Here is a 26,071-nt window from a genome sequence, read left to right on the forward strand (position 1 = left end):
GGTCGCAAGGAGGTCAGCTACCAACATGTGGTAGTCTTACTTTTCGACCAAAAAAGTGAGTTCCAACATGAGTTATCGGCAGCTGACCGAAGGACAACGATACCAGATTTCTGCGTTGCTCTCAGAAGAATTTTCACAACGAGAGATTGCAAAAAAGCTGAACATTGCGCCCTCGACCGTCCATCGAGAGTTGCGGCGTAACAACAATTTGTGTGGGTCTTATGACCCTCAACTGGCTCAGGAGCGCACGTTAAAACGGCGTTCAAAGCCAAAGCCCAAACGGGTTTGCGAGAATACCCGAAACGCCGTAGAGCTTATGCTCGAGATGGACTGGGGCCCGGAGCAGATATCGGCTATCTGCAAACGCTTAAGTTATCCAGTCAGTCACGAGTGGATTTACAATTATATCCTGGCTGATTTTTACGGCGGTGGTGGTTTATTTACTCACCTTCACCACCGGTTAAGACGCTATAAAAAGCGCCTGCATAAGCAACGAGGTCGCATTTTAGGCCGTCGCTCTATACACGACCGGCCAGCAATTATTGATGACCGGGCCCGCTATGGCGACTGGGAAATCGATACCGTTATCGGCAAGCGTGGAACCGGTGCTATCGTTACGCTTTTAGAGCGTAAAAGCCGGTTTTATGTTGTGAAAAAAGTCACAAGCAAACAGGCTGATGCCGTTGCTGAAGCAACTATAGAAATGCTGCAGCCCTTTAAAGCTCTGGCACACAGCATTACGGCCGATAATGGCCTAGAATTCGCTGATCATGAGCGCATAGCAAAATCGCTGGATACCGACGTTTATTTTGCAGATCCGTATGCTTCGTATCAGCGCGGCGCGAACGAAAATGCGAACGGGTTATTGCGTCAATACGTGCCAAAAGGCACTGACTTACGCTCGGTAACCAACAAGCTGATGGCTAAATATCAGCAGCGCTTGAATTTACGTCCCAGGAAAACCCTGGGCTTTATTCAGCCAGACATAATTTTTAAAGAGCAATTGCAACAGGCTATGAGCGAGTGTTGCAGTTATTAGTTGAATCTAGGTTTTATAATTTTTAAAGCTAATTCAACGGACTGAGAATCTCGCCTGCTGAATTAGCTTTAGAAAACTCATCCAAAGATTGATGCTATTTAGCAGGGCAAATTAGTTAATGTTTCTCAAACTAAACTATTCTCACTTTGACAAGCGTGTCTTATAAGCCCGCTAATTTGACCTCAATTGAACTATTGAGAAAGAGAGGTTTGGTGGCGCTGGACGGACTTGAACCGTCACTCCCAGAAGGAACCTGATTTTGAATCAGGCGTGTCTACCAATTCCACCACAGCGCCATGCAGATAAGGTGAATGCGTTGCGCAACAAAGCAACGGGACAGGATTATACCCGTCAACCCTCGCTAATCAAGCAATAATTCACGAAAATACCTTAGAACCTCTCCAACTGTTGATTCCTTGTACAGCTAATCCAGATGTCACTGCACTTTGCTCATGGTATGATCACACTACGACTGATTTAAACGAGTTCCAGATGAGTTCCGAAGCACAAAAACTACACGCCAGTTTCCCCAGCGCAAGCTTTCCAAGACGTTTTGTCTCCTGGGTTTACGACTTTCTGGTAGCCGTTGCTATTATCATGCTGGCTTCAGCTCTGGCCTTGCTGTTCTCTGCACTGCTAACTGCTTTTAACTGGCTGGTCTTACCCGAAGGAATGGATCATGCGGCATGGCTGGCTCAAGGTCCCTGGTACAGTTTATATCTTGTTGCTATTGTCGCTGGTTTTTTCGGCTGGTTCTGGAAACGTTCAGGACAAACGTTAGGCATGCGGGCCTGGCGCTTAAAACTTCAAAACCGCGATGGTTCACGTTTGACGAACCGCCAGGTGTTAATAAGACTCCTGACATGTTGTGCGGGACTCGGCAATGTCTGGGTTTTGGTTGATTTTAAACACCGCCGTGCGTGGCAGGATTATGCTGCCGGAACAGACGTTGTTACCTTATCAAAAGAAGCCAACCAACTGTTTTATTGGAACGAGCTCTAACCTATCAGTAAGACCTGTTATCAGGCATTACGCCCTCGCATAAAATACACTGCAATACCGGCAAACAACAGACTGGGCAATAAAGCGCCCAAAACAGGCGGTATTTGATAAACCTGCGCCAGCGGGCCGAAAATCTCATTACTGACATGAAAGCCAAAACCGGTAATAACGCCCAGCAAAACTCTTGCTCCCATCGTAGTAGAACGAAGAGGTCCAAAGATAAAGGACAAAGCCACTAAAAGCATAACCGCCACAGTTATTGGTGCAAAAAGTTTACGCCATAGTGCCAATTCATAACGTTCTGCAGATTGTTGGTTACTTTCCAGGTAGGTTAAGTAATCCAGTAAACCGGTAATAGAAAGCGACTCTGGCTTAATGGTGACAACGCCGAGCTTATCGGGCGTTAAACTTGACTGCCAAACCATACTCGATTTTTCATCCTTTACCATTTGGTTGTCACTCAGTTTAGTCACGGTCACCTGTTGCATTCGCCATTTATCGCCGCTAAAACTCGCCGTACGAGCATAAGTCACCTGTCGCAACTCGCGGTTGTCGTTAAAATCGTAAACCAGCACATCGTTCAGACGACCCGTGTCTTCAACTTCACCAATATTAATAAAATCAGAACCATCTTTTGCCCAGACACCTTGTTGCGCTGAAATTAAACTACCACCTGAAATAGCTTGTGAGCGAATTGCCCGCCCCTGAGACTCCATTGGCGGCGCTATCCATTCGCCAATAGCCATAACTGCCACCATCATAATGATGGCTGATTTCATCACAGCACCAATAATGTTCAGCCTGGAGCGCCCGGCGGCCATCATTACCACCAACTCAGAGCTACTAGCCAGCATACCGACACCAATGAGCCCCCCAAGTAAAGCAGCCATTGGGAAAAAGGTTTCAACGTCTCGCGGCAAACTGTAAAACACGAATAGCGCTGCATCGGTAACATCGTAATCGCCCCGGCCGACAGACTTTAATTGCTCAACAAAACGAATTAATGAGGATAAGCCAGTCAGCACCGCTAAACTTAAAAGTGATGTGCGCAGTACCGCAAGACCAATGTATTTATCTAATATACTAAACATTAATGCCCCCGGGACGCGCCAAAGCGCAAGTTTGCCAATAATCTCAAACCGAGCGGCCGGTCTTTACCTACCAATACCCATCCAAACACAAGCAAAATAAAGTGTATCCACCATAAACCAATAGCAGGCGGAATAACGCCATCACGAATGGCCGACTTGGCCGCCATTAGCAATAAAAAGTAGCCCAGGTAAATTAATAAAGCCGGAGCCATTCGACCAAACTTTCCCTGTCGGGGGTTCACCCGGCTTAAGGGCACGGCAATAAGCGTTAATAGCGGCATTGCCAGAGGAATGGCAATGCGCCACTGCAATTCAGCAACGGCCGCAGGCTCGCTTTGCGACATCAGCTCAACCGTAGGGTAAGCCTCTAGTTTTCTTAATTGTTGGCTCGTCTGTTGTTCTTTAATCTGTAATTGGTAACGGTCAAACAACATCATCTGATAACTGTCGTTATCGCCGGCGTACCGCTTTCCTTGTCCAAGCTCTAACCATTGCGAACCAGTTGTTTCACTAATCACTTTCCCCGTTTTAGCCATAACCACGCTGCCCGACTGAAGTTCGCCCTGGCTATGAGAGTGTTGCGCAACAAACACTTCTTCAAGATCACCATTATCGCCAACACCCTGTACGAAAATAACAGCTTTGCGGTTGCTCGCCTGCTGAAAACGGCCTGGCATTAATGCCGTTAACCCACTTTCTGAACGCGCCTTATCTTCCAGTTTTTGTTCCTGCTCGAGTGACCATGGCACCAGCCATAACGTGAAAGATGCAGTGACCAGCGCCAGCACCAATGACAACACCAGAGTGACTCGGGTCACATACCACTCACTCACTCCGCAGGCATGTAAAACCGTCATTTCATTGTCTGCGTAGATGCGCCCATGAGCCAGTAAAATCCCGAGAAACAAGCTAAGGGGCAAAATTAGCGACAGTAGCGCCGGTAGGTTCAGCGACAACAGCTGAAAAATAATCGCTCCGGGAATATCTCCTTCTGACGCATCCGATAAAACACGGACAAATTTCTGACTGACAAAAATCGTCATCAGAATAAAAAGCACAGCAAGCTGCGACTTCAGGGTTTCACTGATCAAATATCGGAATATGCGCACTGGTGTTCACTCATAACTTAGGTTTTTACTGGAATAGCTGTGATTTTTAAGTAAACTTGTTATTTTAACAACAAAGTGTCTTTATAGCGAAACTATAGCAGGCATTGAAGCCACCTGAAACAGGAGCACTGTCATGGAGTTCAGCGTAAAAAGTGGTAATCCGGAAAAGCAGCGTTCAGCGTGTATCGTTGTTGGCGTGTTTGAACCTCGTCGTCTGTCGGGCGTTGCCGAACAATTAGACAAAGTCAGTGATGGTTATTTAAGCAATTTATTGCGCCGCGGAGACCTTGAAGGCAAATCAGGCCAGGTTCTGCTGTTACATCATGTCCCTAACATTCTTGCCGAACGGGTTTTGCTGGTCGGCTGCGGTAAAGAACGCGAGCTTGACGAGCGCCAGTATCGTCAAATTATTGCCCGCACTATGAACACTTTGAACGAAACCGGTTCAATGGAAGCCGTTTGCTTCCTTAGTGAATTACACGTTAAAGGCCGTGACACTTACTGGAAGGTACGTCAGGCAGTGGAAGCTGCGCGGGCAACATTGTACAACTTCAATGAGCTAAAAAGTAAAAAAGAAGAACCTCGTCGCCCATTGCGTAAGCTGGTTTTTAATGTCCCGAGCCGTAAAGAGCTCACTTTAGGTGAACAGGCTGTGCAACACGCATTGGCCGTTGCTACGGGTATGGATGTTTGCCGTAACGTAGCGAATATGCCGCCTAACATCTGTACCCCCCGTTATTTAGCCGACCAGGCCAAATTAATGGCCGATAACTACGACAATGTAAGCGTCACAACCGTTGAAGAAGCCGAGATGGAAAAGCTGGGAATGAACGCTTATTTAGCGGTTGGTCGTGGTTCAGAGCAGGAATCGGTTTTAACCTTGATGCATTATAAGGGTGCACCTGATGACCAGGCACCTGTTGTGCTTGTGGGTAAAGGCCTGACCTTTGACTCCGGTGGTATTTCAATAAAGCCTTCCGCCAACATGGATGAAATGAAATACGACATGGGCGGTGCAGCGGGCGTTTTAGGGGCGATGCAAGCCCTGGCCGAACTGCAATTACCGATAAACGTCGTTGCTGCCATTGCTGGCTGTGAAAACATGCCGGATGGCAAAGCCTATCGCCCCGGTGACATCTTAACCACCATGAGTGGTCAGACTGTTGAAGTACTCAATACCGACGCCGAAGGCCGGCTAGTGCTATGCGATACGCTTACCTATATTGAGCGTTTTGAACCTGAATCGGTCATTGACTTGGCGACGTTAACAGGCGCCTGCGTTGTAGCCTTAGGTGGCCATGCTTCAGCCGTACTCAGCCAGCACAATCCATTAGCGCATGAAATTCTCAATGCCGCCCAACAAAGTGGCGACAAAGCCTGGCGCATGCCGCTCTGGGATGAGTACCAGTCAATGCTGGACAGTCCTTTTGCCGACATGGCGAATATCGGTGGCCGCGATGCAGGCACAATTACTGCCGCTTGCTTCCTGTCACGTTACACCAGGAAGTATCATTGGGCGCACATGGATATAGCGGGAACAGCCTGGCAAGGCGGTAAAGACAAAGGTTCTACCGGTCGTCCGGTACCTTTACTGACACAGTTTTTAATTAACCGGTGCAGCGCTGAGGCGGCAGAATAAAATGCCGTCAGCCACTTTTTTCTTAATGCCGGACGAAGCTGAAAGCGAGCAAAATCGCCTTATTTGCGTTAAGATAGCAAGTTTGTACCGCAAGCATAAAAAAGTGCGGGTATGGGCTCGCAATCAACAGCAGGCTGAAGCGCTGGACGAGTTATTGTGGCAACAGCCGAGCGATGCATTTATTCCGCACAACTTGCATGGTGAGGGGCCGGCTACAGGTGCCCCGGTTGAATTTTGCTGGCCCGAGGCTGACGCGGTAAAAAGCCGACCGGGGTATGCGCTATTTAATTTGGCTGAAGACATTCCGGTACAAGCTCAACAAAGCCAACAGCTGTACGATATTGTTCCTGCTGATGATAATGGCAAAAACATAGCTCGCGAGCGTTACAAACATTACAGAGCGCGCGGTTGCCAAATGCGCACCGAGCCCCTGACATCCGAACAGAAGTAAGGTTACTATGGACAAAACATACTCCCCTGCCGCGATAGAACAAGATCTCTACCAACACTGGGAAGATGAGGGCTATTTCAAGCCTTCCGGTGAAGGCGATTCCTACTCAATGATGATTCCGCCGCCGAATGTAACTGGCAGCCTCCATATGGGTCATGCTTTCCAACATACCATTATGGATACACTCACCCGTTATCAGCGTATGGATGGCCGCAATACACTTTGGCAGGTCGGTTCTGACCACGCAGGCATCGCTACCCAGATGGTTGTTGAGCGTCAACTCGCGGCTCAGGAACAAACTCGTCAGGAACTTGGCCGCGACGCTTTCATTGATAAAATCTGGGAGTGGAAAAAACAGTCAGGTGGCACCATTACTCAGCAGATGCGTCGCTTAGGCGATTCGGTTGACTGGGATCGCGAGCGCTTCACCATGGATGAGGGACTTTCGGACGCCGTCCGGGAAGTGTTCGTCAAACTTCATGAAGAAAGCCTTATTTATCGGGGTAAGCGCTTAGTTAACTGGGATCCGGCACTGCAAACTGCGATTTCTGACTTAGAAGTTGAAAACAAAGAACAACAAGGGTCTATCTGGTACCTGCGTTATCCGTTGGCTGACGGCGCAAAAACCGAAGATGGCAAAGACCATTTAGTGGTAGCAACCACTCGTCCTGAAACTATGCTGGGTGACGTTTGTATCGCGGTTCACCCTGACGATGAACGTTTCGGTCCTTTGGTGGGTAAACACGTCGAATTGCCAATTGTTAACCGTCGCATTCCCATTGTTGCCGACCACCACGTTGACAGTGAATTCGGTACCGGTTGCGTAAAAGTTACCCCGGCTCATGACTTTAACGACTACGAAATTGGCAAGCGTCATCAAACTGGCATGATCTCTATTTTTGATGACACCGCTCATGTCATGGCAAAAGCCGGACTATACACCAGCACCGGTGAAGCTCTGCAAGAGCTCGATGGGTTTGATGGTACTCTGCCGGAGCAATACGCCGGTAAGGAACGCTTCCAGGCACGTAAACAGCTTATCGCTGAGTTCGAACAGCTTGAGCTATTAGAGAAAATAGAGAAACACACCAATAAAGTTCCTTACGGTGACCGTGGCGGCGTTCCTATTGAGCCGCATTTAACCGACCAATGGTATGTGCGTGTTGAACCTATGGCTAAACAGGCAACGCAAGCGGTCGAAGACGGGCGTATTGAGTTCGTACCGAAGCAGTACGAAAACATGTACTTTAGCTGGATGAATGATATTCAGGACTGGTGTATCTCTCGTCAGCTGTGGTGGGGACACCGTATTCCTGCCTGGTATGACGAACAGGGTAATGTCTATGTTGGTCGCTCCGAAGCGGAAGTGCGGGAAAAGCACAACCTGGGCGACACCCAATTGCAACAGGACGAAGATGTACTGGATACCTGGTTCTCTTCTGCGTTGTGGACATTCTCTACTCTGGGCTGGCCTAAAAATACCGATGATTTGAAAACCTTCCACCCGACCGATGTATTGGTCACCGGTTTTGATATTATTTTCTTCTGGGTAGCCCGCATGATCATGATGACCATGCATTTTATGAAAGACGACGAAGGTCAACCACAGGTTCCTTTCAAGAAAGTTTATGTCACCGGCCTTATTCGCGACGAAGAAGGTCAGAAAATGTCTAAGTCCAAGGGTAATGTATTAGATCCGCTGGACATGATAGATGGCATTAGCGCTGATGAGCTGGTGGCTAAACGCACAGCGAACCTGATGCAGCCAAAAATGCGTGAGAAAATCGAGAAGCGCACTCGTAATGAGTTTCCGGAAGGTATTACCGCCCACGGAACCGATGCATTACGTTTCACTTTGACGGCATTGGCGTCGACCGGTCGCGATATCAACTGGGACATGAAGCGCCTGGAAGGTTACCGTAACTTCTGTAACAAACTGTGGAATGCCAGCCGCTATGTCTTAATGAATACGGAAGAGTATGACTGTGGCCTTGAAAATGACGATATGACCTTGTCACTGGCCGATGAATGGATCATTGCCCGCTTTAACAGCACCGTCAAAGACTTCCGGCAGGCACTGGATAGCTATCGTTTCGACCAGGCAGCAGCCATTGCTTATGAGTTTACCTGGAACCAGTTCTGTGACTGGTATCTGGAACTGACTAAACCGATTCTGCAAAACGGTACTGACGTTCAGCAGCGTGGCACCCGTCACACGCTGGTCAACATTCTGGAGCAGTTACTTCGGCTGCTACACCCGGTTATGCCATACATTACCGAAACCATCTGGCAACGCGTAAAACCTTTAGTCGGCAATACCGATGATACCATTATGCTGCAACCATTCCCGCAGGTTGAGGACAATGTCAGTCATCAGGCCATGCAAGATATGGAGTGGCTAAAGCGGGTTATTCTGGCTATTCGTAATATTCGTGGTGAAATGGATTTATCGCCGAATAAGCCCCTGCCAGTATTGCTTTCAAATGCCGAAGCCATGGCCAGAGGCCGTATCGAAAATAATCAAAGCTTCCTGAGTAGCCTGGCTAAGCTGGAATCCATTGAGTTTATTGATAATGACGACGATGCTCCGGCCAGCATGACGGCGCTTGTTGACAGCTTGAAGCTGCACATTCCAATGGCCGGCTTAATTGATAAAGACGCTGAACTCCAGCGTTTGCAAAAAGCCATCGAAAAAGCGAATAAGGAATGGCAACGTCTGAACGGCAAGTTGAGCAACGACAACTTTGTCAGTAAAGCCCCTGAAGCTGTTATTGCGAAAGAGCGCGAAAAGCTGACTGAAGCTGAAACACTGTTAAAGCAACTGCAAGACCAGCACGAGAAGATTAAAGCGTTATAACGTGCTCGTCGTGTTTAGCAAACCATCAAAAAAGCCCGAATCTAATGATTCGGGCTTTTTTTCAACCAGCGCAAAAGTTTTATCAACTCAGGCGAAGATTATTCCTCCGCGTCATCAAAATCTTCGTCATCTTCAAGCTCATCATCTTCAATCATGGTACCCCAGCCGTCGTATTCAACCTCACATTGAGCGGCAATCGCAGCTATTTCTCTTACCTGACGGTTTAAAATATCGTTGTCGAGCCTGGCGCCTGTCACTGCCATAAATGCAAACCAACGCTTACCGCGTTCGTCTTCAAACTCATCAGCATCATCGACATGATAGCCTTGCTTAACCAGTTCAACAGCTGCTTTTTCCAGCTTAGTAAAGTCCTGACAGGCCAGATGGTGTTCTATTTCATAAAGCAGTTCAGTTTCTGCCCCGTCAGCAATCAACGCTGAGACGGTTTCCTCACTCTGCTGTAGCAAATCATTAAGATCTCGGCTCATGATTTATCCTTTTCTGTCTGTGCTTGCTCAATACTGGCATTTAATTGCTTGATTTTATCATCCATTAATTGATGACAATGACCACTTAATTCACGCAAATTCTCACGCTGGTAATTTGCTATCTTTAACGGTTCCAGAAAAGCAATTTTCAACACACCATTGTTCCAGCGGTTCATTTTCACTTTGCCGTGCAGCTCTGAGACACATACCGGAACCACATCCACCTGTGCCCGAAACGCAGTATGAAAAGCTCCATTTTTAAACGGCAAAAGGCCTCGTCCGTTGCTGCGGGTTCCTTCCGGAAACATCCACACAGAGATATCACGTTGTTTTATTGCGGCGGCTGTTTGCCCTATAGTGCCGTGCGCCCTGCCGGCATTTTTTCGGTCAATCAGAATATTACCTGACAACCAGTAAAGCCAACCAAAAAACGGTATCCAGCGTAGACTCTTTTTACCCACAGTAACGGTATTTCTTGGCAGCATTGCCGCAATCGTAAAAATCTCCCAACTGTTCTGGTGGTTGCAGACAAAAACATAAGGCCCATCTTTCTCTATATCCGGGTGGCGACTCACTTCTATCCGCATACCTAAGGCACGTATCGCCCAACCAAAAACATGGGCAAATCGATAAGTGTTATTGCGGTGAAAAGGTCGTATTATGCAAAAAAGACAACCAACCACACCAAACACAACAACAAAAATGCCAAGAAACAACCATCGCAACAAGGCTAACATCTAAACTCCCCAATTAATCCTTGTTCTCTTCAACCACTATATGGTCAACACGTTGCAGTCCTCTCGGCAGCTTATTGCCCCTGCGACCCCGTTCTCCGTAATAGTGTTCTAAGTCCGCCGGTTTGAGCGTAAGTTTACGTTTACCCGCAATCAACGTAATTGCGGTATCAGGCGCTGCCGTTGCCAGTGTAACCACATATTCTTCACGTGACTGTGCTCTTAATGCCGGGATACTAATCAGCTTATTGCCTTTACCTTTACTCAATTGCGGCAGGTCAGCTACCGGAAAGACCAACATCCGGCCTTCATTTGAAATAACAATCACTTTATCATCTTGTAAGTTATTCACTGTGTTCGGCGGCAGTATCTTAGCGCCTGTCGGCAGCGTAATAATCGACTTACCGTTTTTATTGCGGCTAACTAAGTCACTAAATTGACAGACAAAGCCGTAACCCGCGTCCGACGCTAACAACAAGTGACTTTCGTCTCTGCCCATTAAAACATGCTCAACATTTTCACCCGCGACTAAATTAAAACGTCCGGTCAGCGGTTCACCCTGACTACGTGCCGAGGGAAGCAGATGTGCTTCGCATGAGAAGCTTTTACCCGAGCTATCAAGAAAGACAACCGGCTGATTACTCTTACCTTCCGCTGACGCAAGATAGCTGTCCCCTGATTTGTAACTGAGCTTATTGCCTTCAATATCATGGCCCTTAGCAGAGCGTACCCAACCCTTTGTCGATAGCACAACGGTAACAGCTTCTGCTGGTGTTAAGTCGCGCTCATTTAAAGCTTTAGCTTCAGTGCGCTCAACAATAGGTGAACGACGTTCATCACCATAGTTTTCGGCATCGGCTAACAGTTCTTTCTTAATCAAGGTTTTCAAACGACGATCAGATCCCAGTAAAGTCTGCAATTTCTCGCGTTCTTTATTGAGTTCATCCTGCTCACCAGTCAGCTTCATTTCTTCCAGTTTCGCCAAATGGCGTAACTTCAACTCCAGAATAGCTTCAGCTTGTTTATCGGTTAACCCAAAACGACTTATCAGCTCTTCTTTAGGTTTATCTTCTGTACGGATAATCTCAATAATCTCATCGATATTCAGATAAGCAATGAGTAAACCTTCCAGAATATGCAATCGTGCCAGCACTTTATCTAAACGGTGCTGCAAACGCCGGGTCACTGTAGTCTGCCGAAACTCCAGCCATTCTTTAAGAATGCCCACTAGCGGCTTGACTTTGGGGCGGCCATCTAAGCCCAGGATATTCAGATTAACCCGATACTGCTTTTCCAAATCGGTGGTGGCAAACAGGTGGTTCATCAATTGCTCGGTGTCCACTCTATTAGAACGAGGAACCACAACCAATCGAGTCGGGTTTTCATGATCAGACTCATCTCGCAAATCGGAAACAAGCGGCAGCTTTTTCGCCTGCATTTGATGCGCTATTTGCTCTAAAACCCGCGCACCTGATGCCTGGTGCGGCAATGCTGTAATAACAATCTCACCATCATCAATACTATAACAAGCACGCATTTTAATGCTGCCACGACCGGTTTCGTACAGTTTGGTGATGTCTTCTACAGGCGTGATAATTTCAGCGTCAGTCGGATAATCCGGCCCCTTTAACACCGCCATAATATCTTCCAGCTGACTACCGGGCTTTTCCAGTAACATGGCGCAGGCATTAGCGACTTCACGGGCATTGTGCGGCGGAATATCGGTTGCCATTCCCACCGCAATGCCGGTCACGCCATTAAGTAAAATATGAGGTAGCCGCGCAGGCAGCACCTGCGGTTCTCTCATTGTGCCGTCAAAGTTAGGAATCCAGTCGACCGTGCCCTGACCCAGTTCGCTCAGCAAAACTTCACTGAATTTAGACAGCTTAGCTTCGGTGTAACGCATGGCAGCAAAAGATTTCGGGTCATCTGGAGAGCCCCAGTTACCCTGACCATCAACCAGCGGATGGCGGTAAGTAAAGGGCTGCGCCATGAGTACCATCGCTTCATAACATGCCGCATCACCATGGGGGTGAAACTTACCCAGAACATCACCCACGGTACGAGCCGATTTTTTATATTTTGCCAGTGCTGAAAGACCCAGCTCCGACATCGCATAAACAATGCGTCGCTGTACCGGCTTCAGCCCGTCACCAATGTTCGGCAACGCCCTGTCCATGATCACGTACATGGAATAGTTAAGGTAGGCTTCTTCGGTAAAGCGACTCAGTGGGCGGGTTTCTGTAACTTCCGTCGACATTCGGACTTCTCCTTGCTCACAAGTGCTTACAGTTCAGCCAAATCGGCCATATTGCCTTTGCTTTCCAGCCAGACCCGCCGGTCCCCGGCACGTTTTTTCGCTAACAGCATATCCATTAATTCTTCCATTACTTCGCCATCGTCAATGGTTAATTGCACCAATCGCCGGGTATTAGGATCCATAGTGGTTTCCCTGAGTGTTAACGGGTTCATTTCACCCAACCCTTTGAAACGCTGCACATTCACTTTGCCTTTACGCTTTTCTGCTTCAATTCTATCCAGAATACCTTGTTTTTCAGCTTCATCGAGTGCATAGAACACCTCTTTCCCCACATCAACCCGATAGAGAGGTGGCATGGCTACAAAAATATGGCCGTTTTCAACCAAGGGCCTGAAGTGTTTTACAAACAAAGCGCACAACAATGTGGCAATGTGCAGACCATCAGAATCGGCATCCGCTAAAATACAAATTTTTCCATAACGCAGTTTGTCTAAATCGACGCTGTTCGGGTCAACCCCAACCGCCACCGCAATATCATGAATTTCCTGCGACGCTAAAATCTGTTCCGGATCGACTTCCCAGGTATTCAGAATTTTTCCACGCAGCGGCATTACCGCCTGAAATTCCCGATCACGAGCTTGCTTTGCAGAACCGCCTGCTGAATCGCCTTCCACTAAAAATAATTCACTCCGACCGGGCTCCTGACTTGAACAATCGGTCAATTTACCCGGTAGAGCAGGACCTTGAGTCACTCTTTTTCGAACAACTTTTTTGCTGGCTTTCAAGCGCCGCTGCGCATTACTAATACAAACATCGGCTAATAGCTCTGCTTGATCGGTATGTTCATTTAACCATAGACTAAATGCGTCTTTGACAACCCCAGAAACAAAGCTGGCCGCTTGACGGGATGACAGGCGCTCTTTCGTCTGCCCGGCAAACTGAGGGTCCTGCATTTTTGTCGACAAAATATAACTGCAACGTTCCCAGACATCTTCCGGGGTTAACTTAACCCCCCGGGGTAACAAGTTACGGAACTCACAAAACTCACGCATAGCCTCCAGCAAACCTTGCCTGAGCCCATTGACATGAGTACCGCCCAGCGTCGTCGGTATTAAGTTCACGTAACTTTCAGACACCCCTTCGCCACCTTCTGGCAGCCAGGTAACCGCCCAGTCAACGCCTTCAGTCTGTGAGCTGAAACTTCCGTCAAACGGGTCTTCCGGTAAGGTTGGCACATCTTTTACCGCCTCGACCAAATAGTCAGTCAGGCCATCCTTGTAGAACCAGGTATCTTCGGTGTTATCAATTTTGTTGCGGAAGGTTATTTTGAGCCCGGGACAAAGTACCGCCTTGGCCCGTAATATGTGCTTTAACTTTGTAACCGAGAACTTGGCAGCGTCAAAGTACTGAGGATCGGGCCAAAAATGAACCCGGGTACCAGTGTTCCTTTTACCCACAGTTCCGGTGACTTCCAGTTCGCTAACTTTATCGCCGTTTTCGTAAGCCATTTCATAGACTTGGCCATCGCGCTTTATGGTCAGCTCAACACGTTTCGACAGTGCATTAACAACCGAGATACCAACCCCATGCAAGCCACCTGAAAACTGATAACTTTTATTAGAGAACTTACCGCCGGCATGCAGTTTACTCATAATCAGCTCTACACCGGAAACCCCCTCTTCCGGGTGAATGTCCACCGGCATTCCACGACCGTCATCGGTTGTTTCTAACGACTGATCAGGATGCAGAACAACCAGTAACGACTTGGCATGCCCCGCCAGCGCTTCATCGACACTATTATCAATCACTTCCTGACCCATATGATTCGGTCGGGAGGTGTCAGTGTACATACCGGGTCGGCGCTGAACCGGTTCCAGCCCGTTCAGCACCTCAATGGAATCGGATTTATAGTCTGTCATGAGTCCCTGTTTTTATTATTGGCCTGGTCACCGTAAGTGTGCTTCAATTTACCGTTAACTGCCGGTTATTTGAAGTCGTCAGGCATAAATTTCTGAATAGATTCACTCAACCGGGGGTGAATATAGCCCTGTTTCCGGCATAGCGTCAGCCAGTCAGCCAAAAACTGATTCACCTGACGTTTCTCATCCTGGTGTCGCATATCAGGATTAGGCTGCTGATAACGAGCCGCTAACCGGGTAACCCCCTGACTGGACATGATCTCCGCCATACGAACATCATGGTATAATCGCACCGTCATTTTGGCGTGTAAGTAATCTGCCCAATCGGGTTTTAACTGTTCAATTTCAATGTCTGAGGTATAACGCGCCTCACTGACTAAACGCAAGCTGAATGCCAGATGTTCGCCAGCATAAATGGTGACTTCAGTCTGAGCCTCCAGCTGAGACAACAAAGGCATCACCCCGGCATAGTTCAGTTCGTTCAGTCGATGCAGTTCCGCAACGTCGACAACATAGCGCTGTTGCATAATTAAACCTCAGTTTACCCCTGTTCAGAGAACACTCTATCACGATGCAATAACAACCATTGTAACCCAATTACGCTGGCGGCGTTGTTGATTTCTTCGCACTCAAGCATAGCGAAAGCCTGTTCCCGCGGCATTACATGCACTCGGATATCCTCATTTTCGTCGACTAACCCGCCGAAATCAGCAGCGGACTGACTGTCTACTTCAGCAATATAAATGGTTAGCTTCTCGTCTGTACCACCGGGGCTGGAGTAGTAACTTGTCGCGTAAATCAAACGTTTGGCTTTTAATCCCGCTTCTTCTTCCAGCTCCCGATTTGCCACTTCTTCGGCACTCTCATCAGCGTCGAACATACCAGCGACAAATTCAAACAACCAAGGGCTATTTTTATCATCCAGTGCGCCGACCCTGAATTGCTCCAGAACCACCAGTTCATCTCTGACAGGGTCATAAGGAATAACCACGACCGCGTGTCCTCTTTCCATTAATTCTCTGTCAATTACCGGACTCCAGTCACCGCAAAACAGACGGTGTTGTAAAGAGTACCGATAAACCGACAAAAAACCTTGATAAAGCGGGATCTTTTCCTTTACTTTCACATCATGCCGGTGAAAACGAACTGCCATACTTGTAGTGTCCTTTATTAAGAGTAACCAGAAACAAACATTCTGTTACACTTGAGCGAATTCTGAAACCATGTTTTTCTTAAAGTATTTTCGCAAATCATTTACACTGGTAATCATTCAACGCTGTATGTAAACTATAGGCAATCATTGAACAACAGCATGTCAAGTAACAGGAAACTGACTACCATGAAAAAGCATCTTTTGTCGGCAACTGTCGGTCTGGCATTGACCACAGTCACTTTTACGTCAAATGCTGAAGATTTGGCTCAAATATACCGTTTAGCGGTTGATAACGACCCGACCTTATTACGCGCTGAAGCAGAACGCAATGCGGCACAAAAAGGTATTGATATTGCCAAGTCAGGATTCCTGCCGCAAGTTACAGGTGAAGCCGGATACAGCGAGTCTACCCGCGAGTCTCCGGAATTTGTAAACTCTAGTATTCAGGTTTTTGACCGTGACAGCAGTGGCTGGCAAGCAGGTATTACTCTCAATCAAAGTATTTTTGACTGGAGTGTTTGGCAGAACTCAGATATTGCAGAGAAACAAGCGTATCAGGCTGAAGTTGCTTACAGCAATGCTCAACAGGATTTAATGCTACGTGTTGTCAACGCTTACTTCCAGGCACTTCAGGCCCGCGACGATTTGTCATTCGCAGAGGCTGAAAAGAAAGCAATTGAGCGCCAGCTTGAGCAAACCAAGCAACGCTTTTCGGTAGGCTTAACCGCCATTACTGATGTCCATGAAGCACAAGCTCAATATGACAGCGCCATCGCCCGTGAAATTCAGGCACGTAATGCAGTGGAAATCGCACTGGAAAGTATTCGGGAAATCACAGGCCAATACCCACAAACTCTGGCGGCATTAAATACTGAAACTTTTTCACCCAGCAGCCCGGCACCGGATGATGTTCGTCTGTGGGTTAAAAAAGCTGAGAATGGTAACCTGAATCTCCTAGGAAATAAGGTTCAGGTTGAGATTGCCGAGCAACGTATCAAACTGCGCCAGGGGGGTCATTATCCAACGGTGTCGCTTCAGGCGAGCTACTCAACTCAAGATACCGAAAGTACCATTGGTAACGAAGATCCAGTAAATTTACCGCGTATTGATAGTCAGTCAATCGGCTTAAATGTGAGCGTACCGATTTTCTCAGGGTTCCGTACCTCATCTGAAATTGCTCAGGCGCGTGACAACTATGTTGCCAGTAGCCAGCAAATGGTGCAGACACGACGCAGCATTGAACGCGAAGTACGTAACGCTTACTACGAAGTTACAGCCTCTATTGCCAGCATCAATGCGTTTCAACAGTCCGTTGTTTCCGCCGAAAGTGCTCTAAAAGCAACTGAAGCCGGTTTTGAAGTCGGTACCCGTACCATTGTAGATGTACTGGATAGCACCCGTAATTTGTACAATGCAAAACGTAACTTATCGGAAGCGCGTTATGGCTACATTCGCCAAATCCTTCGTTTGGAACAAGCTGCCGGTCAGCTGCAGGAGCAAAACCTGTTGGCAATAAACAGCAGCCTCTCTGAAAACATAGAAGGTACCGCTGCCGACTAACTGCGCAGACCAAGGCACTGCTGCTTATCGGCAGTGCCTTGTTGTAAAGGTTTTATGTTACTATCCACAATAAATAACGAATAATAAACGGCATCTGTTGTGATCGAACCTCCCAAATTTAAGTTCTATTTTCTCCATCCGAAGTTTTGGCTAACCTGGTTTGGTGTGTTCATACTATACAGCGTTTCCTGGTTACCTTACCGGTTGCAGCTTGCTATGGGACGAGGTCTGGGCTTGCTGTTTAAAAAAGTCATGCCCCGACGGGTTGGTATTGCGCGCACTAACCTGAAGCTTTGCTTCCCCGAGTATACCGATAAAGAAATTGAGACGCTGCTGACCGAAAACATGAAAAACACAGGCATCGCCTATTTCGAAGTCGGCATGGCCTGGTGGTGGCCCAATTGGCGAATAAAGCGCAAACTGCACGTTCATGGGGAAGAGAATCTTCGTCAGGCACAAGCAGACGGCAGTGGTATTCTATTGTTGCTGTTTCACTTTCTCAGTCTTGAAGTTCATGCGCGTATGCACGGATTCGTGGAGCCTGCGGTCGGTTTATATCGACCGCATAATAATGCTGTTATGGAGTTCCTTCAGACCCGGGGCCGCGGACGGTCAAATAAATATATGATCCAACGGCGTGATGTTAAAGCCATGATGGCCGCACTGACTCAAGGGGATATCGCCGGCTATCTACCTGACCAGGACTATGGTCGGCGTCGCGTCGAATTCGTCAAATTCTTCCATGTTCCGGATACCTCCACGACTTTAGGCACTATACTCTTTGCTCGTAATCCTAACTGTAAAGTACTGGTCAGTCGCTGCGTAAGACGGGCCGATGGTAGTGGATATGATCTTTATTACGAAGCCCCCCTTGAGAACTTCCCAAGTAATGACAACAAAGCAGACGCCGAGCGGGTTAACCGCTTAGTAGAAGATGCCATACGCAAAGCACCTGAACAGTATCTCTGGGTTCATCGCCGATTCAAAACCCGGCCCGACCCTGATATGCCAAGCTATTATCAGTCATCCGACAATAAATGATTCCAGCAGCTGGATACAGCCTGACGCTCGGTGTCCAGATTGTGTTCCTCCAGCAACTGTTCTCCTTGCAGAGCCAAGGCGTGACTTTCACACCGAAAGATCTGAAAAGCATTGATTAAATTCTGTGCGTCCACGTCGGATAATAAGTGAAGCTGTTGAGCTTCAGTTAAAAGCCTGACATTGTCACTATATTCACAAAGCCGCGGATATTCGTGTGCGTAGCGTAAAACCAGGTATTGAGTAATAAACTCAATATCGGCTATTCCCCCCGTATCTTGCTTTAAATCGAACATATTACGGTTACTTTGGGTCAGGTGCTTACGCATTTTCTTACGCATCTTGACGATACTCTCGCGCAGTTCTGTCTCATCTCTTGGTTGTGACAAAATACTCTGCCGAATATCCATTACAGTGTCTCGTAACGCAGGCACGCCAAATACCGGGCGGGCACGAACAAGTGCCTGCAACTCCCAGGTCCAGGCATCTTCCCTTAAATACCGCGCAAAAGACCTGACTTGAGTAACCAGTAAACCAGCCTGCCCGGACGGGCGCAAACGTAAATCTACATCATACAAAATACCGGCAACGGTGCGTGTGGTGAACAAATGCAGAATTCTCTGTGCCAGTCGCAGGTAAAATTGTTGCACCTCAATGGGTCGTTGACCATCTGTCTGCCCCTGATAATCAGCATCAGTGACAAAAACCAAATCGAGATCAGATCCATAACCCAACTCCTGCCCGCCCAGCTTGCCGTAACCCAACACAGCAAAGCCGGTATTATCAATACTGGTTCCGGCCGGCTTACCATGTTTTTGGGTTAGATGATGCCAGGCAAGGCCAACCACCTCAGAGATAATAGCTTCAGCAAGCGCGCTTAAGTGATCGCTCACATTCATCAGTTCCAACACCCCGCCAATATCCGCCGCTGCAATTTTTAATTGCAACGCCTGCTTGGCCTGCCGTAAAGCATCCATTTGAGTTTCTAAATCTTGCTCCGGAATACGTACTAAATATTCCCGCAGTACAGCCGCGTAATCTTTGGATTCCGGCAAACTATAGAGCTGTTGCGGATCAATTAATTCATCCAGCAATATCGGGTGCAAAGCCAACTGTTCCGATATCCATGGACTTGCCATGCATAACTTACACACCTGATCTCGTGCGCCGGGGTTTTCCGCCAAAAGTTCGATATAAGCGGTCCGGCTCATCACCGCTTTTATAATGGATAACAACCTTTCCAGCAGGCGTTCCGGGTGCTGGTGTTGAATGGCATGACGTAACATCATAGGCATCAATCTGGCTAAAGCTGAGCGGCCTCTGGGACCAGAACTGCGGCGTCGACTTTCCTGCCGGAAGTTTTTAATCTGTGTCCATAAAGCCCGAGGCTCGTTGACCCCTTCACTTTCTATAATTTCTATCGCCGCATCGTCATCCAGCATGTCTTGCCATAAAACCTGCAAGCTTTGTTCGTCTTCGTCGTCTTCGGACTCTGCTCCAACAACCTGCTGAAACTCTGTATGAATACGCGCCATACACTGATCAACTCTCTCTTGCAGAGTTTCCCAGTCAGGCTCATCTAACATTGCACATAAGCGTGCGCGACCTATTTCATCTGACGGCAGTTGCTGAGTTTGCTGATCATCGATTTGTTGCAGCCTATGTTCAATAACCCGCAAGTACTCATAGTCTTGCAGCAACTGCTGAGCTTGCTTTTGCCCAATTAAATCCAGTTCAGTCAATTCATTCATGGCCTTATAAACCGACCGCGTCTGCAATGATTTTTCCTGACCACCGCGAATAAGCTGATGTGCCTGAACAATAAACTCGACTTCCCTGATGCCGCCGGCACCTAGCTTGATATTATTCTTTACGCCCTGCCGCCGGGTTTCCTGGGTGATGAGCAACTTCATTTTACGCAGCGCTTCAATGGCTCCAAAGTCAATGTAGCGACGGTAAACAAAAGGTCGTATCAGCTGCTGAAAAGCTTGTTGGTATTGTTCTTCAGCACCTATCATACGAGCTTTAACCATAGCGTAACGTTCCCAGTCACGGCCCTGTTCCTGATAATAATGTTCCAGCGCATTAATGCTGGCCACTAAAGGTCCGGACTGACCAAAGGGTCTTAAGCGCATATCGACACGAAATACCTGCCCGTCAGCTGTTGTTTCATCGAGCAAGGCAATAAATGACTGCGCCAGGCGTTTGTAAAAAACATCATGTTCCAGGTTACGACCCGGCCCTTGCGTTTCACCTTGCTCAGGAAAGGCAAATATCAGGTCAATATCGGAGGAAAAGTTGAGCTCTTCACCGCCCAGCTTTCCCATACCAATAACTAATAAAGGCAGGAGTTCCCCTTCAGTATTGAGCGGCTTGCCATAGCGCCTGATAAAACGCTCAAATAACCATTCAAAACTTTTACTTATTGCTGCGTCAGCAAATGCGCTGTAATGAGCTAAAGATTCCTCGAGTGAAATCTGCTGCAATATGTCTGCTGCGGCAAGCTTTGCCATCCAGCAGTGGCGTAACTGACGCAGGCGCTTTTTGGCGCTGTCTTCGCTGTCCTGCTCAGATAATGCCTTTGCAAGGCAGGCATCATATTCACGGGTTGCAGGAAGCTTAACCGTGGTTTCGTTGCCAACAAAAAAGTCAGCCAGCAAATGTTCTGGGTAGCTTTCCGCAACGCGACCAATGAAAGGGCTAACAGCAACTAACGTCCGCAGTTGTTGCTGCTGCTCGCTGGTCAGGGTAATGTCAGCAGAAACCTCTTGATAACGCTGCCATGCAGCATCGCTCTCATCCATTAATTTAGCGTCAGCCGTCAGCATAACCACCTTTAATTCAACCAGTAGGGTTCACGTTTCAGTGCAGCTTTGCGTGAGTATTCCAGTGCCTTTAATAAGGATTCACGCTGTAGTTTTTGCCAATCCATTAACTTTTCATCAATTTCATCATCACGTTCTTTAATTTTTTCATGCAAAATGTGCAATGCAGTAATCTCACGAATGCCTCTGGCTAAGTCCTGCCATGGCAACCGAAAACGTTCTCTCAAATCGGCATCAAACAAATGCCCAAAACAAGTTCCCATAAGCAAACTATTTTGCAATGGCGTCAATAACTTCAGATAACCTTCTTCATTCAGTCGCTCATGTTCAGAAAAGGCGGTTTGCACTAACTGCCAGTCGCTTTTCAAAAGTTGGCTACTCCAGGGTAATACCGGCTGTTCCAGTTCTTCTGTCATTTCTTCCTTTAACAGAAACTCAGACAATTCCAGCACGGTTTTTTGATAGGTTGGCGAATGAACCAGTTCGGCCACTTCGTTCAGCCTAATCACATCTTCCTGACTATTAACCAATGACTCATACAGCTTATTGTAACGCTTCAACGCCCGGTGGTAGGCACCATCCTCAGCAGTCAATTCATCCAGCCCCTCAAAGCGCTTTAACCACTGAAGCTTGGATGCTATTTGCGAGATGCCCGTCAATAACCGACGTTCACCTACACCATTTTCAATAATCTGCTCCAGTACAACCCGCACCATCTGAATACCATCTGCCACTCCCTGAACAGCCCTTACACTGGGCTGTAAATCCAGACAAGCCTCATTGTGCTGCCAGTGACGTAACCCCGATTCCAATGAGCGATACAACGCCTGACCGACACTCTGGTCTGAATGTATGGGCACGTAATGTATTTGCGTAAAAGGCTCGAGAATACTTTTCCCGGCAAGCAAATAGCCTCTGGCGGCTTTGCTTAAGGAGCCGACTCTTGCCCCCGCTTTTTTGACGAGTTCGTTGGCAAGCCGGTAGGCTTCGGTCGCAGAACCACCCTGCAACTCCAGTTCAATTTCAGCTATCGGTTCACGTTTCTCTCCGGCTTCAATGTGACCCTCATCAAAAACCATCTCGATAACACCTTCACCGCTGGGCAAGCGCCAACGGGTTCGGGTAAAGTCCGTTACAAACAAAGTGTCCAAATCACGCTGAATGTCATAAACCGGAAAATCATCCGGCCAAATTTCATTATCAAATAGTGTTAAATCCGGTTTATCACTTTCCACTTCAATATTGTATTCTGGCCTTTGATGCATACCGCCCATGACTCTACCGGCCAGTTTAATCGTTTGTTCTTTATGATCTTTGTTGGTGCGAATCCGTAATCCAATATCAAACTGACGTAAACGTAAATCGGACGTATCGAAGTATGCGTTTTTGAGTTCAAACTGCTCTTTACCGGGTTTTGCCTGGTTAGTATCTGCCAGCGACTGGCACACTTCGAGCGCTTTGCTTCTCTGCCCCGGAGCAATCAGTAATTTGAGCTCAACTTCTTGTGACATAAATCGATTCCGATAGGTTTAATAAGTTAGACTAAAGGTACTGGCTTGGCGGCTAGCGGTCAACAATCACGGGCATTTAGTTCACTTGACACTACCGGTCAAAAGTTGCATCGTGAGATCAGACCACAAAGGGTCTTTACCCAAGCGAAAATAAGCTTATACTTGCGCCAATTCCCAACGTTGGGGAAGCACGCCGAGCTTCGGCCTGGCTAGACAGGAGATGCTATGTTCAAAGCGAGTGAGGTGCTATCCAAACAGCATCAGGCTGAGGACCTAAAGTCCTTACAGCAGGCAATTACTGACAATTATATTGTTGATGAAGACCAATATATGCGTGAGCTACTGCCGCTGGTTCCTGCCGATGATGACACGGTTAGTGCAGTTACCGAGCGCACAGCTAAATTAGTTGAGCAAGTAAGGGAACAGACAGATAACGGTGTCGTTGACGCATTTCTGCAAGAATACAGTCTGGATACGAAAGAAGGTATCATTTTAATGTGTCTTGCCGAGGCACTATTGCGGATACCCGATGGTTATACCGCAGACGCATTAATTCAGGACAAGCTTTCCGGCGGTGACTGGCAAAAGCATATGGGTCAGAGCGCATCCTGGTTAGTCAACTCCGGAACCTGGAGTCTGGCACTGACAAACAGTGTGACTAATCCAACCGGAAAACCAATGGAAACCCCTCGTGGTGCTTTCCGGCGCCTGATGCGCAAACTGGGCAAACCAATGATTCGCAAAGCGACTTACACCGCAATGCAAATTATGGGTAAACAGTTTGTGTTAGGCCGCTCTATTGAAGAAGCCTTGAAAGAAAGTCGCGACAACCGCGACAAAGGCTACACTCATGCTTACGATATGCTTGGCGAAGCCGCATTGACTATGGATGATGCCGACTACTACAAGCAGCAGTACGTCAACTCAATCAAGACCATTACCAAAGAAGAATTTAATAACCCGGACGCTCCACGACCGACCATTTCAATAAAATTGTCGGCGTTGCACCCTCGTTATGAAGCATCGAATCATAAGCGGGTGCTGACTGAGCTTGCCACGACTCTGACCGATTTGGTTAAGTTAGCGAAAGAAGCCGATGTTGGCGTGACCATTGACGCCGAAGAAGCGGATCGCCACGAACTATCGATGGAACTGTTTGAAAAAGTTTATCGTAGCGGTGTCTGTAAAGGATGGCCACGGTTTGGGCTGGTCGTCCAGGCGTATTCCAAGCGTGCTTTACCGACGCTATGCTGGATAACGGCTCTGGCAAAAGAGTGTGGGGACGAAATTCCGGTGCGACTGGTAAAAGGTGCTTACTGGGATAACGAAATTAAGTGGACTCAGGAAAACGGTCTGCCCGGGTATCCCGTATTCACCCGAAAATCACACAGCGATATATCTTATCTGGCCTGCGCTCGCTATTTAATAAGCGATGACACAGATGGTGCCATATATCCGCAATTTGCGACCCATAATGCGCAGACCTTTATGGCCATTCAACGAATGAATGAAACTCATCAGCGCCGTATTGAGTATCAACGCCTGCATGGTATGGGTGACAGTTTATATGACACTATCATGGAGCAAAACCCGGGTATGGTTGTGCGCATATACGCACCGGTAGGCCCGCACAAAGATTTGCTACCGTATTTAGTCCGCCGGTTATTAGAAAACGGTGCTAACTCATCATTTGTTCATAAACTGCTGGACGCAGATACACCAGTTAATGAACTGGTTAAGCATCCAATGGAAACCGCGTCTGGTTACGAAAAATACGCCAATGGCAAAATTCCACTTCCCCCGCAAATGTATGGGGATCGCACAAATTCGTTAGGATTGAATATGAATATTCACTCACAAGCAGATGATTTCATTGCTGCGGTTCAACAATACCGCGACAAACAATGGCAAGGTGGCCCCATCGTTGATGGAAAAACGGTTGAAACAGAACACCATGTCAGTATTACCAGCCCTCAGGAAACGGCTAAGCAAGCCGGTAGTATTTACTGGGGTGATAAGAAGCTAGCTGAACAAGCTCTGCAAAGTGCTAACGCAGCTTACAAAGCATGGCGTGAGGTACCGACCGAAGAACGCGCCCAAAGCTTAGAGAAATTTGCTGACTTGATGGAAGCCAACCGCAACGAACTGATCGCTCTATGTTCAGTCGAGGCTGGTAAAGGCCTGCAGGATGGTATCGACGAAGTTCGCGAAGCGGTTGATTTTTGTCGTTATTACGCCAATCAGGCACGCGAGCTGATGGGTAAACCTATTCAGTTACCGGGACCAACAGGCGAAGACAATCAGCTGTTTGTTGAAGGCCGTGGTACCTTTATTTGTATCAGCCCCTGGAACTTCCCCCTCGCTATCTTTGTCGGTCAGATTGCCGCAGCCTTGGTTACCGGTAACTCAGTTATTGCAAAACCAGCCGAGCAAACCGGGCTAATTGCTTACCGCGCTGTTCAGTTAGCTTTAGAAGCCGGTATCCCTGGCAACGTATTGCACTTTATGCCGGGAAGCGGCGCTGAAGTGGGTAGCTACCTGACCAGTCAGGAAGATATTGCCGGTGTCTGCTTTACCGGCTCAACTTACACTGCGCAGGCGATTAATCGTGCACTAGCGGCACGTACTGGCCCCATTGTTCCCATCGTCGCCGAAACGGGCGGACAAAACGCCATGATGATTGACTCCACTGCCCTGCCTGAACAGGTAGTGACCGATGTTGTCGCCAGTGCGTTCCAAAGTGCCGGACAACGCTGCTCTGCGCTTCGGGTACTGTTTGTGCAGGATGACGTCGCAGACCGTGTTATCGACTTACTGCGTGGCGCTATGGAAGAGTTACAGGTAGGTGACCCATTGTTGCATGAAACCGATGTCGGTCCGGTTATCGACGGTATTGCAAAAACCAACCTGGAACAGCATATTTCTGATATTCAGCAGGCGGGTCGTTTAATTGCCCGGACACCACTGCCAGATTACGCCATGGGTGGTACGTTTGTGGCACCAACAGCTATTGAAATTGACAGTATCAGTCAGTTGGTAAAAGAGAACTTTGGTCCCATTTTGCACGTTATTCGCTACAAAACCAGCGAGATTGATCAGGTTATCGACAGCATCAACAATACCGGCTTTGGTTTAACCTTTGGCATTCACAGCCGTAATGAAACCTTCGCTTACGATGTTGCGAGCCGTATTGATGTTGGTAACGTCTACATCAACCGTAACCAGATCGGCGCCATTGTCGGAGTGCAGCCATTTGGCGGACGCGGTATGTCAGGCACCGGACCGAAAGCCGGTGGTCCTCACTATCTAACTCGCTTCGTTACTGAGAAAACACGCAGTGATAACATTACCGCCGTTGGTGGTAACGCAACGCTGTTGTCTTTAGACGATTAACA

The 26,071-nt window shown here is 47.8% G+C and carries 18 protein-coding genes and 1 tRNA gene; 8 read left to right on the plus strand and 11 right to left on the minus strand.

Annotated elements, in window-relative coordinates; genetic code table 11:
- Positions 1–67 precede the first annotated feature (67 nt).
- Positions 68–1,039 carry an IS30 family transposase gene (locus L8G48_RS06810; RefSeq protein ID WP_248263853.1) on the plus strand — a complete coding sequence of 324 codons (972 nt, stop codon included), beginning with the start codon at positions 68–70 and terminating at the stop codon, positions 1,037–1,039.
- 210 nt (positions 1,040–1,249) lie between these two features.
- Here L8G48_RS06810 and L8G48_RS06815 read toward each other — a convergent pair.
- A tRNA-Leu gene (locus L8G48_RS06815) sits at positions 1,250–1,335 on the minus strand.
- Positions 1,336–1,531: 196 nt separating this feature from the next.
- Between L8G48_RS06815 and L8G48_RS06820 the strand changes: the two genes are divergently transcribed.
- Complete coding sequence (locus L8G48_RS06820) at positions 1,532–2,041, plus strand: RDD family protein (protein WP_248263854.1); 510 nt, start codon at positions 1,532–1,534, stop codon at positions 2,039–2,041.
- Positions 2,042–2,061: 20 nt separating this feature from the next.
- Here L8G48_RS06820 and lptG read toward each other — a convergent pair whose 3' ends face one another.
- Positions 2,062–3,132, minus strand: a complete 1,071-nt coding sequence (gene lptG / locus L8G48_RS06825; protein WP_248263855.1) for an LPS export ABC transporter permease LptG — start codon at positions 3,130–3,132, stop codon at positions 2,062–2,064.
- A complete protein-coding gene (gene lptF, locus L8G48_RS06830) occupies positions 3,132–4,241 on the minus strand; it encodes an LPS export ABC transporter permease LptF (RefSeq protein ID WP_248263856.1) in 1,110 nt (369 codons plus the stop codon). Before lptF ends, lptG begins: the two co-directional genes overlap by 1 nt.
- Before the next feature lie 133 nt (positions 4,242–4,374).
- Between lptF and pepA the strand changes: the two genes are divergently transcribed.
- The 3 genes from pepA to L8G48_RS06845 are packed head-to-tail and all read left to right on the plus strand — an operon-like array spanning position 4,375 to position 9,188.
- Positions 4,375–5,880 carry a leucyl aminopeptidase gene (gene pepA, locus L8G48_RS06835; RefSeq protein ID WP_248263857.1) on the plus strand — a complete coding sequence of 502 codons (1,506 nt, stop codon included), beginning with the start codon at positions 4,375–4,377 and terminating at the stop codon, positions 5,878–5,880.
- A 1-nt stretch (position 5,881) separates the two neighbouring features.
- Positions 5,882–6,331 (plus strand): DNA polymerase III subunit chi, encoded by a 450-nt coding sequence (locus L8G48_RS06840; protein WP_248263858.1) that lies wholly within the window; start codon positions 5,882–5,884, stop codon positions 6,329–6,331.
- Positions 6,332–6,338: 7 nt separating this feature from the next.
- Positions 6,339–9,188, plus strand: a complete 2,850-nt coding sequence (locus tag L8G48_RS06845) for a valine--tRNA ligase (protein WP_248263859.1) — start codon at positions 6,339–6,341, stop codon at positions 9,186–9,188.
- 98 nt (positions 9,189–9,286) lie between these two features.
- On the opposite strand, the gene rraB is transcribed toward L8G48_RS06845, so the two are convergent.
- The 6 genes from rraB to L8G48_RS06875 form a co-directional block, all read right to left on the minus strand.
- The gene (rraB, locus tag L8G48_RS06850) at positions 9,287–9,676 is read right to left on the minus strand and encodes a ribonuclease E inhibitor RraB (protein ID WP_248263860.1); all 390 of its coding nucleotides are present in this window, start codon (positions 9,674–9,676) and stop codon (positions 9,287–9,289) included.
- Positions 9,673–10,413 carry a 1-acylglycerol-3-phosphate O-acyltransferase gene (locus L8G48_RS06855; protein ID WP_248263861.1) on the minus strand — a complete coding sequence of 247 codons (741 nt, stop codon included), beginning with the start codon at positions 10,411–10,413 and terminating at the stop codon, positions 9,673–9,675. The genes rraB and L8G48_RS06855 overlap by 4 nt, the downstream gene beginning before the upstream one ends.
- Positions 10,414–10,426: 13 nt before the next feature.
- Positions 10,427–12,670, minus strand: a complete 2,244-nt coding sequence (gene parC / locus L8G48_RS06860; protein ID WP_248263862.1) for a DNA topoisomerase IV subunit A — start codon at positions 12,668–12,670, stop codon at positions 10,427–10,429.
- 26 nt (positions 12,671–12,696) lie between these two features.
- A complete protein-coding gene (gene parE, locus L8G48_RS06865) occupies positions 12,697–14,589 on the minus strand; it encodes a DNA topoisomerase IV subunit B (RefSeq protein WP_248263863.1) in 1,893 nt (630 codons plus the stop codon).
- A gap of 65 nt (positions 14,590–14,654) precedes the next feature.
- Positions 14,655–15,116 carry a DUF1249 domain-containing protein gene (locus L8G48_RS06870; protein WP_248263864.1) on the minus strand — a complete coding sequence of 154 codons (462 nt, stop codon included), beginning with the start codon at positions 15,114–15,116 and terminating at the stop codon, positions 14,655–14,657.
- Between the two features lie 14 nt (positions 15,117–15,130).
- Positions 15,131–15,742, minus strand: a complete 612-nt coding sequence (locus L8G48_RS06875) for an NUDIX domain-containing protein (protein ID WP_248263865.1) — start codon at positions 15,740–15,742, stop codon at positions 15,131–15,133.
- Between the two features lie 186 nt (positions 15,743–15,928).
- On the opposite strand from L8G48_RS06875, the gene tolC reads away from it, so the two are divergent.
- Positions 15,929–17,302, plus strand: a complete 1,374-nt coding sequence (tolC, locus tag L8G48_RS06880; RefSeq protein WP_248263866.1) for an outer membrane channel protein TolC — start codon at positions 15,929–15,931, stop codon at positions 17,300–17,302.
- 99 nt (positions 17,303–17,401) lie between these two features.
- A complete protein-coding gene (gene lpxL, locus L8G48_RS06885; protein ID WP_248263867.1) occupies positions 17,402–18,343 on the plus strand; it encodes an LpxL/LpxP family Kdo(2)-lipid IV(A) lauroyl/palmitoleoyl acyltransferase in 942 nt (313 codons plus the stop codon).
- Here the strand turns inward: lpxL and glnE are convergent.
- On the minus strand, positions 18,322–21,168 hold the full coding sequence (gene glnE / locus L8G48_RS06890; protein ID WP_248263868.1) for a bifunctional [glutamate--ammonia ligase]-adenylyl-L-tyrosine phosphorylase/[glutamate--ammonia-ligase] adenylyltransferase: 2,847 nt from the start codon (positions 21,166–21,168) through the stop codon (positions 18,322–18,324). The two genes, lpxL and glnE, sit on opposite strands and share 22 nt — an antisense overlap.
- A gap of 8 nt (positions 21,169–21,176) precedes the next feature.
- Positions 21,177–22,676: a CYTH domain-containing protein gene (locus L8G48_RS06895; protein WP_248263869.1), complete on the minus strand. Its 1,500-nt coding sequence runs from the start codon at positions 22,674–22,676 to the stop codon at positions 21,177–21,179.
- Between the two features lie 225 nt (positions 22,677–22,901).
- Here L8G48_RS06895 and putA point away from each other — a divergent pair, with 225 nt between their 5' ends.
- A complete protein-coding gene (putA, locus tag L8G48_RS06900; RefSeq protein ID WP_248263870.1) occupies positions 22,902–26,069 on the plus strand; it encodes a bifunctional proline dehydrogenase/L-glutamate gamma-semialdehyde dehydrogenase PutA in 3,168 nt (1,055 codons plus the stop codon).
- Positions 26,070–26,071: the final 2 nt, after the last annotated feature.

Origin of the sequence: Idiomarina aminovorans (assembly GCF_023155095.1) — a bacterium.
Classification (GTDB): Bacteria; Pseudomonadota; Gammaproteobacteria; order Enterobacterales; family Alteromonadaceae; genus Idiomarina; species Idiomarina aminovorans.